Below are 10,199 nucleotides of genomic sequence, written 5' to 3'. Positions count from 1 at the left end.
CGACTACTCCGAGCGGTCGCTGTCCTCGGCGCTGCCGCCGATCGGTGACCCCGAGTCGGTGGTGCGCGACGTGCTCGACCGGGTGGCCGGGTTCGGGCCGCTGCAGCGGCACCTGGACGACCCCGAGGTCGAGGAGATCTGGGTCAACGAGCCGGGCCGGGTGTTCGTGGCCCGGCGCGGCCGCAGCGAGCTGACCACGACGATCCTCGGCGCCGGCGAGCTGGCCGACCTGGTCGAGCGGATGCTGCGCAGCTCCGGGCGGCGGATCGACATGAGCCAGCCGTTCGTCGACGCGGTGCTGCCCGACGGCTCCCGGCTGCACGTGGTCATCCCGGACATCACCCGGCGGCACATGGCGGTCAACATCCGCAAGTTCGTGCTGCGCGCGCACGGCCTCGACGAGCTGGTCGCCGCCGGGACGCTGACGACGCAGGCCGCCCGGTTCCTCGAGGCCGCCGTCGCCGCGGGCCTGAACGTGCTGGTCTCCGGCGGCACCCAGGCGGGGAAGACCACCCTGCTCAACTGCCTGTGCGCGGCGATCCCGGCGCGCGAGCGGGTGATCACCTGCGAGGAGGTCTTCGAGCTCCGCGTGCCACTCCCCGACGTCGTGGCGATGCAGACCCGCCAGCCCAACCTCGAGGGCGCCGGGGAGATCCCGCTGCGCCGGCTGGTCAAGGAGGCGCTGCGGATGCGGCCCTCGCGGATCGTCGTCGGCGAGGTGCGGCAGGAGGAGTGCCTGGACCTGCTCATCGCGCTCAACTCCGGCCTGCCCGGGATGTGCACGCTGCACGCCAACAGCGCCCGCGAGGCCGTGGTGAAGATGTGCACGCTGCCGCTGCTGGCCGGGGACAACATCGGGCACGCCTTCGTCGTCCCCACGGTCGCGGCCAGCGTCGACCTGGTGGTGCACGTGGCCACCGAGGCCTCCGGCCAGCGCCGGGTGCGGGAGGTCGTGGCGGTGCCCGGCCGCGCCGAGGACGGCGTGATCGAGCTGGCCGACGTCTTCACCACCCGCGACGGGCGGCTGGTCCGCGCCGAGGGCTTCCCGCCCCACGCCGAGCGGTTCGCCGCCGCCGGGTACGACCTGGCCGCGCTCCTCGGGACGCCGGCGTGGAGCTGACCGGCGCGCTGCTCGGGCTGCTGCTCGGCGTCGGCCTGCTGCTCGTCTGGCGCAGCGGGCCGCGGGCGCCGCAGCGGAGGACGACGCCCCGCCGGCCCGGGCGGCGGGCGCGGCTGCTGGCCGAGGCGGGCCTCACCGGGATCAACCCGGCGCAACTGGCCGCGCTGCAGGCCGGCCTCGGGCTGCTGGCGCTCGTCGTCGTGCTGCTGACCACCGGCACGGTGACGGTCAGCCTCGCGTTCGGCGTCTTCGCCGCCGCCCTGCCGCACGTGCAGGTGCGCCGGCTGGCCACCCGCCGCCGGGCCGACCTGCGCGAGGTGTGGCCCGAGGTGGTCGACAACCTGGCCTCGGCCGTGCGGGCGGGGCTGTCGCTGCCGGAGTCGCTGGCGGCACTGGCCACCCGCGGCCCGGAGGTGCTGCGCCCGCCGTTCGCCCGGTTCGCCGCCGACCACCGCTCCACCGGCCGCTTCGGCGAGAGCCTCGACCGGCTCAAGGCCGACCTCGCCGACCCGGTGGGCGACCGGATCGTCGAGACGCTGCGGGTGGCCCGGGAGGTCGGCGGCAGCGACCTCGGCCGGGTGCTGCGCACGCTGGCCGGCTTCCTCCGTGAGGACGCCCGCGCCCGGGCCGAGCTGGAGACCCGGCAGGGCTGGGTCGTGCAGGCCGCGCGGCTCGCCGTCGCCGCGCCGTGGGCGGTGCTCCTGCTGCTGGCCACCCAGTCGACGACGCTGGCCGCCTACGACTCACCGCTGGGCACCGCGCTGCTGCTCGGCGGGGGCGTGGTCTGCCTGGTGGCCTACCGGCTGATGATGCGGATCGGGCGGCTGCCGCAGGACGTGCGGGTGCTGCAGTGAGCGAGCACCGCAGCGAGCGCCCGCGAGCGAGGAGCGGAGCGAACGGGCCGCGGAGCGGCGGGGTGGCGCAGTGACGCTGCTCGGGATGCTGCTGGGCGGTGCGGCCGCCGCCGGCGTGCTGCTCGTCGTCACCTTCGCGCCGCCGTTCCGCTCGGTCCGGCTGGTCGACCGGCTGGCGCCCTACGTGCACGACACCCCGCCGCCGTCGCGGCTGCTCGGGACGGCGACCGAGCCGGGCCTGCTCACCGCCGCGCGCCGGGTGTTCGGCCCGGTGGTGACCGACGGCGCCCGGTTCGTCGACCGCGTGCTCGGCGGCCGCTCCGCCGTCCGGCGCCGGCTCGACGCGCTCGGCAGCGACCAGACGGTGGAGGACCTGCGCGTCGAGCAGGTCGTCTGGGGCGGGCTCGGCCTGCTCGGTGCGGCGCTGCTCGCGGCGCTCGGCGCGCTGCTGGCCGGCAGCGTCAACGTGCTGACGGTGGCGCTGCTGTGCCTGGCCGGGCTGCTCGGCGGGGTGCTCGGCCGCGACTGGTGGCTGACCCAGCAGGTGCGCCGGCGCGAGGACCTGCTGCTGGCCGAGTTCCCGGTCGTCGCGGAGCTGCTCGCGCTGGCCGTGACGGCGGGGGAGGGGCCGGCCGCGGCGATCGCCCGGGTCACCCGGCTGTCGGGCGGCGAGCTGGCCCGGGAGCTCGGGGGCGCGCTCGGGCGGGCGCGGGCCGGCGCCCCGCTGACGGCGGCGCTGCAGCAGGTGGCCGACCGGACCTCGGTCGACGCGCTGGCCCGCTTCGTCGACGGCCTGCTCGTGGCCATCGAGCGCGGCACCCCGCTGGCCGAGGTGCTGCGCGCACAGGCGGCCGACGTCCGCGAGGCCGGCAAGCGCCGGCTGCTCGAGGCGGGCGGCCGCAAGGAGATCGCCATGATGGTGCCGGTCGTCTTCCTGGTGCTGCCGGTCACCGTCCTGTTCGCCCTGTTCCCGGGGCTGATCAGCATCGTCTCGCTGGCGCGGTGAGCGCCGGTGCACAACGGAGGAGGACGACGGATGCGGGCGCTGGCCTGGCTGCTCACCCTGACGGCGGCGGTGGCCGCGCGGTTGCGGGACCAGGATCCCGAGCGGGGCGACGTCCCCGGCTGGGTGATGATCACCGTGATGACGGCGGCGCTGGTGCTGGCCATCCTCGTGCCGTTCCGCGAGGCGATCGTGTCGGCGGTGCAGAACGCGCTGGCCTCCGTCACGAACGGTGGCTGAGGAAGGACCTCGCTGCCCCCCACCGCTCGCACGCCCGCGGCGGGCCCCTGCAGCGGGGCCGTTCCAGCCGGTTGCTGGGGAGCGCGGCAGCGCCGTCGTCGACTTCGTGCTGGTGTCGGTGCTCGTCGTCGTGCTGCTGCTGGCGGTGCTGCAGGTGGCCGTCTACGTGCACGTCCGCAACGTGGTGACGGCGAGCGCGCAGGAGGGCGCCCGGTACGCGGCCAACGCCGACGTGCCCGCCGACGCCGCGACCGGCCGGGCGCTGGAGGCGGTGGCTCGGGCGACGACGGCCGGCACCGCCGAGGGGCTGGTGTGCACCGCGGCCGAGGAGGTCGACGACACCGGGCTGGTGCTGGTGAGCGTGCGCTGCAGCGGCGCGGTGCCGACGCTGCTCGCCGGTCTCGGTGACCTGCTGCCGCTGGACGTCACCGGCCGCGCGGTTGAGGAGGCCGCGTGAGGCGGCTGCGCGCCCGGCTCGGGTCGGGGGAGCGCGGGTCGGCGGTCGTGGAGTTCGTCTTCGTCGCGCTGGTGGTGTTCGTGCCGCTGGTCTACGTCGTCGCCGGGTTCTCCGCGGTGCAGCGCGGGGTGTTCGCCGCGACCGCGGCCGCGCGGGAGGCCGGCCGCGCGCTGGCCACCGCCCCCGACGTGTCCACCGGGCTGGCGCGGGCGGAGCGGGCCGCGCAGTTGGCGGTGGCCGACCAGTCGGTGGACGCCACCGACGTGCGGCTGTCCTTCGCCCCCGCGGGCGCCGAGTGCGGGGCGGCTACCTACGCGCCCACCCTCGCACCGGGGGAGGAGTTCTCCGTCTGCGCCACGGTCACCGTGCGGATCCCGCTGCTGCCGGAGTTCGTCGACGCCAACACCGCCACCGGCCGGTTCGTCGTCGAGACCGACCGCTACGTCGACCGCTGAGGACCGCCCCGGTCGTCTCGAGGGAGGGCGGGTCAGCCCATCGTCTTCTGGCCGTCGATCGACTCGCGCAGGATGTCGGCGTGGCCGGCGTGCTGTGCGGTCTCGGCGATGACGTGCAGGAACACCCGCCGGGCCGACCAGCGGGCGCCCGGCTCGAACCAGGGTGCCTGCGGCAGCTCGTGGTCGACGTCCAGGTCGGGCATCGAGGCGATCACCTCGTCGGTGTGCCGCGCCACCTCCTCGTAACCCGCCAGCACGCTCTCCAGCGTCTCCCCGCGCTCGAGGTGCCAGTGGCGGCTGACGACGTCCGGCCCCCAGTTGCGGAGCATCGCCTCGGCCCCGCCCTCGGCGAAGCGCACCCACGACGCCTCCGTGCCCGCCACGTGCTTGATGAGCCCGGCCAGGTCCAGCGCGCTGACGGTCGGCCGCCGGGTCGCCTGCTCGTCGGTCAGGCCGCGGACGGTGAACCGCAGGAAGGCCCGGTGCCGCCGCAGCGACTCGATCAGGTCGGCCCGCTCGCGCGTGAGGGTGGTCGAACCGGTCATGGGATCGCCTTCCGTCGTCCTCCGGGGGTCGGTGGCGACGCTAGGGGGAGGGGGCGCCGGATGGGACGGATCGGCATCTGCCGGCGTCCTCGGGGCAACCGAACTGTCACACCTGCGACCTAACGTGCAGCTCACAGGCACAGGACGCGGAGGTCGCGATGAGCCCGACCATCACCAGCATCGACCAGATCGACCTCGACATCTCGGTCGCCTACATCGCGCTCGGCGTCGCCCGCACCTCGTGGGACCGGTGCCCGAGCGGGGAGAACGCCCGCGCCGTCGACGAGGCGGAGGCCTGCGTCAACCGCCTGCTCGACGAGCGGTTCGCGGCCCAGCAGTGACCTGCCGCGACGCGGCCCCGCTGCGGGAGGTCAGGGCGTGGCCCCCGTCGGCCGGGAGACCAGCTGGGTGAGGAAGGGCGCGGCGAGGTCGAACACCGTGGTCATCAGGGCCGGCGGCTGCGCGTTGAGCGTGTCCTCCGCCAGGAGTCCGGCGAAGTCGACGGGCTGGGTGGGGAGGCCGGCCCGGGCGAGGATCGCGAGGACCTCCGTCGCGATGATGCCGTAGCCGGAGGTCGTCGGGTGCACGCCGTCGAGCCCGAACAGACCGCCCTGCAGCCGTCCGGTGGCGTCGGAGCGGAACCACCGGGTGTCGAGGTGGGCGATGGGCGCCGGCAGGGGGTACGGGCGCCAGTCGTTGCGGGCGGCCGCGTCGTCGTCGGTCACGAAGCGACGGAAGGCGAGACCGTCGAGGATCCCGCACAGGTCGAGGAGGAACCAGTCCCGGCCCTGCCCGCGTGCGGCGCGGACGGCGTCGGCGATCGTGCCGTTGTACTGGTCGATCGCCGCGTCGACGGCCCGTGCCTGCTGGTGGGTCAGGTGGCGGTGCTTCGCCGGCCGGAAGTCCTCCTCGTCGACCCAGGGGTCGGTGTAGTAGGGGAAGTAGCGCGAGCCGGGGCGCCACTTCTGCCCGGGTGCCCGCGGGTTGACCCCCTTGGCGATCGGGCTGATCGTCACGTGCGGGACGTTCGCGAGGACGACGCGGCGGGCGCTGATCGCCTCGATCCTCCGGACCAGGCGGCCGTACTCCTCGGCGAAGTGCTCCGGCCGCCAGACGTTGTAGGGACCCTTCCTCCCGACGTCGTCGAAGCCCGCGCCCGACCAGCGGACCTGCTTGTCGACCACCGACCGGAGGGCGTTGTTCGAGCCGAGCGCGACGACGAGCGTGCCGATGCCGCCGCGCCGCCCGTGCTCGGCCGCGGCGTCGATCTGGGTGGCCGTGGCCCCGAACGGCGCGAGGACCGACCGGGCCGCGATGTCGTTGTCGTTGGAGGGGACGGCGCCGAGCAGCTCGTCGCGCGGCGGGCGGGCCGCGATGCGCTCGGTGGCGCGCCTGGCCGTGTACGACAGGCAGTCCCGGAGGTCCCAGCCGTAGATGCCGACGTTCTCGTAGCGGAGGTCCGTGCGCGGTGGCCGGCTGCCCGGGCCGCTCTCCCACCACTCCTCGTTCTGGTCGGCGAGCCGCTGCAGCGCGAGCGGGAGGGCCACCACCTCCAGACCGTTGACGTGCCGGCCGAACCGCCGCTCGAGCAGGCGCAGTGCGCCCTCGATGTTGAACGGCAGCCCGCCCAGCGGGCCGCCGTAGGAGGGCACCGTCACCCGGGTGGCCAGGCACCGGGCGACGAGGGCGGGCCAGGACAGCTCGGTCCGGTGCACGGCCCCGCTGATCATGCCGTGGGTGAGTGAGTCCCCGATCGTGACGAGGGCGTGGGCCGGCTCGCCGGGCGGTGGCCCGGCCACCGGCTGGGGCACCTCGATGCCCAGGGTGGGATCGGCGTCCGCCTCCTGACGACGGTCGCCGACGACGACGTCCGGCGGCGTGTCCGGGTCCAGGAGTTCCGCTGGGAGATCCGGCATCCGGCGACCTCTCGTCCCCCGGGGGAGCGTCGGCCGGCGGCCCCCGACGGCGCCGACCGCATCACGAGCACCCTGTCCCGGCCGGCCCGCCGGTGGACAGGGCCCGAGGACCCCGTCGCGACCACGCCGGCCGTCGTCGGGATCGCTGCCGCCCGGCGTCGGGTGTCTACTCCTGGGCAGCAACCGCCGTCCGGTCGAGGGGGACCCGTGGCGATCGTCTGGTTCACGGATCGGGACCGCCAGGACATGGCCGACGCCCGCGAGGAGCGCCGCGTGCTGGACGAGCTGGACCGGCGGTACACGCGGTACGTCGAGGGCTCCGAGGTCCCGATCTCGCCGCGTCTGCTCCGCCTGCTCGAGACGCTCGACCTGTCGCCCCGCAGGAGGGCGGAGGGCGAGGAGCGGTGACGACGACGCGCGGCGCCGTCCGCCTGGGGGCCGTCGCGCTCGGCGCCGTCCTCGTCTTCGTGCTCGGCGGCGTCGTCCCGTACGTCGTCAACGGCCTGCACCACCTGCCGCTGGCCGAGGTCGCGGCCGGCCACCACGACCCGAAGGACCTGTGGCCGGCGACGGTGCCCTACGTCGGCGGGTGGATCCGCCTGGCCGGGGTGCTGTCCGTGGCCCTCGTGCCGCTGACCCTGGCGTGCGTGCTGGTGGCGTGCGGCTTCGGCGTCGGGCGGACGCTCCGCTCGGCACCGCGCACGGCGCTCGCGTACGCCGCCGTCGCCGTGGCGTGCGTCGCCGTCCTGGCGTGGTTCCTCGGCCCGACGGCGGAGGCGCTGGCCGGCTGGCAGATGGACTGACCGGACTACGCCGGGGGCTCGTAGCAGTCGAAGGTCTCGTGGTCGACGACCCGGCCGTCCCGGACGGTGAGCAGCGCGGCCACGTGCGCGAGCAGCTCCTGGCCGGCGCGGTAGGGGCCGGCGTCGACGCCGACGGTGCCGCGCCAGGTGGCCCGGACGGCGGCGCGGTCGCCGACGGTCAGCACCTCGTGCACGTCGAAGACCTGCTCCCGCAGCAGCTGCCTGCCGGCGCGGAACCCGGCGAGCGTCCCCTCCAGGTCGCGGACCGCGCCGCGCGGCGTGACGGCGTTCGGGTGCTCCACCACCCGCAGCCGCGCGTGGAGCAGCGGGCGCAGGTCGTCCTCGGTCGCGGTGAGGTCGGCGACGGTGGCGTAGTAGCGGCGGACGACCGTGGCGACGTCCGTGTCCGGGGTCGTGGTTGTCATGGCCGCAAGGTTGCACAACCATGGTTGTGTGTCCAGGCCCCCGGAGCCCGACCTCGCCTCCGTCCTCTCGCTGCTCGGCGCGGCCGTCGACGACGCCGTCCTGCGGGCGCTCGCCGGAACCGGGCTGCGCCGCGGGCACGGCTACCTCGTGCAGCGCCTGCTGGCCGGGCCGGCCACCGCGACGGAGATGGCCGCCGAGCTCGGCGTCAGCCAGCAGGCGGTGTCGAAGACGCTGGGGGAGCTGGCCGCCTTGGGCCACGTCGCGCCGGCGGAGGACGCGAGCGACCGGCGGCGTCGCCCGGTGGCGCTGACGCCGGCCGGCCGGCGGGTGGTGCAGGTGGCCCGGGAGACCCGCGCCGACGTCGACGCGCGGGTGCGTGCGGCGGTCGGCGACGAGCGGTTCGCGGCCTGCCGGGACGTGCTGCTCGACGCGCTCGACGTCCTCGGCCTGGGCGAGCAGGTGCGCCGCCGGGCGGTGCGGCCGCCCGACGGCGCGCTGTGGGGGTGAGGGCGGTCAGCCGCCCCAGGGCGCGTAGTCGGTGCCGCCCCCCAGCGCGGTGAGCACGATCATCCCGGCGAAGGCGAGCGCGATGAAGGTGATCACGATCGCGAACAGCAGCCAGCCGCGCTCCTCGATGCCGCGCTTCTCCGGGGTGAGCGGGGTGGCCCGGTCGTCGGAGGGCCGCTGGGCCTCCTCGGCCGCGGCGGGCGGTCCGGCGACGGCGGGCTGCTCGACCGCGGCGGGCGGTCGCTCGACGGGGGCGGTCATGGCGACTCCCAGGGGTGCGCCTCGGGCGCCGCGTGATCGGCGTCCGGACCGACGCTAGGACCGCCACCCGGCGCCGCGGAGGGTCCTTGGGCCCTGCTGCGGGCCCCCTTCGGTCAGTACGGGTAGCCCGGACCGCCGGCCAGCTCGGTGAGCACGACCATGGCGCCGAAGACGACCGCGCCGAACAGGACGACCAGCAGCGCCCACACCGAGCCGCGCTCCCAGAAGGAGACCTCGGGGGTGCGGGCCGCGGGCCGGGCCTGCTGCTCGGCGACGACGGGACGCTCCTGCGCCAGGACGCTCATGACCACTCTCCGGTCGGCCGGCTGCGGGGCCGGTGCCCGGGCGCCTCGGGTGGTGCCCGTCCCGATACTCGGTCGGGCCGGTACGGCGGGACCGGGGGCGGAGGTCCCGATCCCGCGGGCCCGAGGACCCGGAACGCATCAGGCCCGCAACGGGCCGCGGGCAGGGGGCCACATCCCCTGGCACGGCCGCTCGTTGGGTTCCAGGAGCGCGTGACCGGTGCGCGCCCGAACCGCGAGGAGACGCGACCGTCGATGACGAGGTCCCGACTGCTGACCGCCCTGACCGCGGCGCTCGCCACCGCCGCCGTCCTGCTGGGCACCGGCACCGCGAGCGCCGCCCCCGCGTCCGCACCCGCCGTCGACACCGGCGGGTTCGCCCCGCTCGACCGGCCCGGCCCGCCGCTGTCGGTGCCGAGGGCCGACCTCGACGCGAGCCTGTCCTGCAACGGCTCCCTGCGCGGCCTGGCGCGGGACCCGATCCTGCTGGTGCCCGGCACGACCATGGACCCGCAGGTCGGCTTCGGCTGGAACTACACCCGCGCCTTCGACCGCAACGGCTGGCGCTGGTGCGCGGTCACGCTGCCCTTCGACGCCACCGGCGACGTCCAGGTCGCCGGCGAGTACCTGGTGCACGCCATCCGCACGGTGGCCCAGCAGTCACGCCGCGACGTCGACGTCGTCGGCTGGAGCCAGGGCGGGATGGTGCCGCGCTGGGCGCTGCGGTTCTGGCCCGACACCCGCGCCCTCGTCGACGACGTCGTCGGCCTGTCGCCGTCCAACCACGGCACCGTGCTCTCCGGCGTCACCTGCGGGGACTGCAACCCGGCGTTCCACCAGCAGGCGATCGGCTCGCGCTTCCTGCAGGCGCTCAACAGCGGCGCGGAGACCTTCGCCGGCGTCGACTACACCGTCGCCTACACGCTGGCCGACGAGGTCGTCGTCCCCAACCTCCTCGCGCCGAGCTCGGCGCTGCGCACCGGCGACGGCGCCATCGCGAACATCGCCGTCCAGGAGGTCTGCCCGGCGGACGCGGCCGACCACTTCGCCATCGGCAGCTACGACGCCGTCGGCTACGCGATCGTCGCCGACGCGCTCACCCACGACGGGCCGGCGGTGCGCGCGCGGATCCCGCTGACCACCTGCCTGCAGCCGTTCCAGCCCGGCGTCGACCCGCTCACCTTCCCGACCGACCACGCCCGCTTCCTGGCCTACGCCGCCGACGGCGCGGGCAACGCGCCCGACGTGCCGGAGGAGCCGGCGCTCGCGCCCTACGCGTACCGCTGACCGGGACGGCCGCCCGGGGGACC

16 protein-coding genes are annotated in these 10,199 nt (G+C 75.8%); 11 read left to right on the top strand and 5 right to left on the bottom strand.

Annotated features, from left to right (window positions below):
- The 6 genes from ACI79L_RS21500 to ACI79L_RS21475 form a co-directional block, all read left to right on the top strand.
- Nucleotides 1–1,120, top strand: a 1,120-nt coding sequence (locus ACI79L_RS21500; RefSeq protein ID WP_456938740.1) for a CpaF family protein, incomplete at its 5' end; no start/stop codon positions are given.
- Nucleotides 1,111–1,974, top strand: coding sequence for a type II secretion system F family protein (locus tag ACI79L_RS21495; protein WP_456938739.1), 864 nt, complete (start codon nt 1,111–1,113; stop codon nt 1,972–1,974). The genes ACI79L_RS21500 and ACI79L_RS21495, both read left to right, overlap by 10 nt.
- A gap of 70 nt (nt 1,975–2,044) precedes the next feature.
- Nucleotides 2,045–2,980 (top strand): type II secretion system F family protein, encoded by a 936-nt coding sequence (locus ACI79L_RS21490; protein WP_456938738.1) that lies wholly within the window; start codon nt 2,045–2,047, stop codon nt 2,978–2,980.
- 30 nt (nt 2,981–3,010) lie between these two features.
- Entirely contained in the window at nt 3,011–3,217 is a 207-nt protein-coding gene (locus ACI79L_RS21485; protein ID WP_456938737.1) for a hypothetical protein, read from the top strand.
- Nucleotides 3,210–3,674, top strand: coding sequence for a TadE/TadG family type IV pilus assembly protein (locus ACI79L_RS21480; protein ID WP_456938736.1), 465 nt, complete (start codon nt 3,210–3,212; stop codon nt 3,672–3,674). Before ACI79L_RS21485 ends, ACI79L_RS21480 begins: the two co-directional genes overlap by 8 nt.
- The gene (locus ACI79L_RS21475) at nt 3,671–4,129 is read left to right on the top strand and encodes a hypothetical protein (protein ID WP_456938735.1); all 459 of its coding nucleotides are present in this window, start codon (nt 3,671–3,673) and stop codon (nt 4,127–4,129) included. Before ACI79L_RS21480 ends, ACI79L_RS21475 begins: the two co-directional genes overlap by 4 nt.
- Before the next feature lie 32 nt (nt 4,130–4,161).
- Here ACI79L_RS21475 and ACI79L_RS21470 read toward each other — a convergent pair whose 3' ends face one another.
- Complete coding sequence (locus ACI79L_RS21470; RefSeq protein WP_456938734.1) at nt 4,162–4,674, bottom strand: DinB family protein; 513 nt, start codon at nt 4,672–4,674, stop codon at nt 4,162–4,164.
- A gap of 158 nt (nt 4,675–4,832) precedes the next feature.
- On the opposite strand from ACI79L_RS21470, the gene ACI79L_RS21465 reads away from it, so the two are divergent.
- Nucleotides 4,833–5,015, top strand: coding sequence for a hypothetical protein (locus ACI79L_RS21465; protein WP_456926199.1), 183 nt, complete (start codon nt 4,833–4,835; stop codon nt 5,013–5,015).
- 30 nt (nt 5,016–5,045) lie between these two features.
- On the opposite strand, the gene ACI79L_RS21460 is transcribed toward ACI79L_RS21465, so the two are convergent.
- Entirely contained in the window at nt 5,046–6,590 is a 1,545-nt protein-coding gene (locus tag ACI79L_RS21460) for a hypothetical protein (RefSeq protein ID WP_456938733.1), read from the bottom strand.
- 207 nt (nt 6,591–6,797) lie between these two features.
- Here ACI79L_RS21460 and ACI79L_RS21455 point away from each other — a divergent pair, with 207 nt between their 5' ends.
- Both ACI79L_RS21455 and ACI79L_RS21450 read left to right on the top strand, forming a co-directional pair.
- Entirely contained in the window at nt 6,798–6,998 is a 201-nt protein-coding gene (locus tag ACI79L_RS21455) for a hypothetical protein (RefSeq protein WP_456938732.1), read from the top strand.
- Nucleotides 6,995–7,393, top strand: a complete 399-nt coding sequence (locus tag ACI79L_RS21450) for a hypothetical protein (RefSeq protein WP_456938731.1) — start codon at nt 6,995–6,997, stop codon at nt 7,391–7,393. The genes ACI79L_RS21455 and ACI79L_RS21450 overlap by 4 nt, the downstream gene beginning before the upstream one ends.
- A gap of 5 nt (nt 7,394–7,398) precedes the next feature.
- Here ACI79L_RS21450 and ACI79L_RS21445 read toward each other — a convergent pair whose 3' ends face one another.
- The gene (locus ACI79L_RS21445) at nt 7,399–7,818 is read right to left on the bottom strand and encodes a nuclear transport factor 2 family protein (RefSeq protein ID WP_456938730.1); all 420 of its coding nucleotides are present in this window, start codon (nt 7,816–7,818) and stop codon (nt 7,399–7,401) included.
- 28 nt (nt 7,819–7,846) lie between these two features.
- Between ACI79L_RS21445 and ACI79L_RS21440 the strand changes: the two genes are divergently transcribed.
- Complete coding sequence (locus tag ACI79L_RS21440; protein ID WP_456938729.1) at nt 7,847–8,326, top strand: MarR family winged helix-turn-helix transcriptional regulator; 480 nt, start codon at nt 7,847–7,849, stop codon at nt 8,324–8,326.
- Between the two features lie 6 nt (nt 8,327–8,332).
- Here the strand turns inward: ACI79L_RS21440 and ACI79L_RS21435 are convergent, their stop codons facing one another.
- Together ACI79L_RS21435 and ACI79L_RS21430 are read right to left on the bottom strand one after the other, a co-directional pair.
- Nucleotides 8,333–8,587, bottom strand: coding sequence for a hypothetical protein (locus ACI79L_RS21435; RefSeq protein WP_456938728.1), 255 nt, complete (start codon nt 8,585–8,587; stop codon nt 8,333–8,335).
- Between the two features lie 113 nt (nt 8,588–8,700).
- A complete protein-coding gene (locus ACI79L_RS21430; protein ID WP_456926192.1) occupies nt 8,701–8,892 on the bottom strand; it encodes a hypothetical protein in 192 nt (63 codons plus the stop codon).
- Nucleotides 8,893–9,144: 252 nt separating this feature from the next.
- Between ACI79L_RS21430 and ACI79L_RS21425 the strand changes: the two genes are divergently transcribed.
- A complete protein-coding gene (locus ACI79L_RS21425) occupies nt 9,145–10,176 on the top strand; it encodes a lipase family alpha/beta hydrolase (protein ID WP_456938727.1) in 1,032 nt (343 codons plus the stop codon).
- Nucleotides 10,177–10,199: the final 23 nt, after the last annotated feature.

Source organism: Geodermatophilus sp. SYSU D00684, assembly GCF_054050455.1.
Note: the sequence above shows the minus strand (reverse complement) of the source record. Positions and strands in the feature narration are given on the sequence as shown.

Coding starts and splice junctions, on each gene's coding strand:
- ACI79L_RS21465 (WP_456926199.1), top strand. CDS start 4,833: ATGAGCCCGACCATCACCAGCATCGACCAGATCGACCTCGACATCTCG.
- ACI79L_RS21435 (WP_456938728.1), bottom strand. CDS start 8,587: ATGACCGCCCCCGTCGAGCGACCGCCCGCCGCGGTCGAGCAGCCCGCC.
- ACI79L_RS21445 (WP_456938730.1), bottom strand. CDS start 7,818: ATGACAACCACGACCCCGGACACGGACGTCGCCACGGTCGTCCGCCGC.
- ACI79L_RS21425 (WP_456938727.1), top strand. CDS start 9,145: ATGACGAGGTCCCGACTGCTGACCGCCCTGACCGCGGCGCTCGCCACC.
- ACI79L_RS21460 (WP_456938733.1), bottom strand. CDS start 6,590: ATGCCGGATCTCCCAGCGGAACTCCTGGACCCGGACACGCCGCCGGAC.
- ACI79L_RS21470 (WP_456938734.1), bottom strand. CDS start 4,674: ATGACCGGTTCGACCACCCTCACGCGCGAGCGGGCCGACCTGATCGAG.
- ACI79L_RS21485 (WP_456938737.1), top strand. CDS start 3,011: ATGCGGGCGCTGGCCTGGCTGCTCACCCTGACGGCGGCGGTGGCCGCG.
- ACI79L_RS21430 (WP_456926192.1), bottom strand. CDS start 8,892: ATGAGCGTCCTGGCGCAGGAGCGTCCCGTCGTCGCCGAGCAGCAGGCC.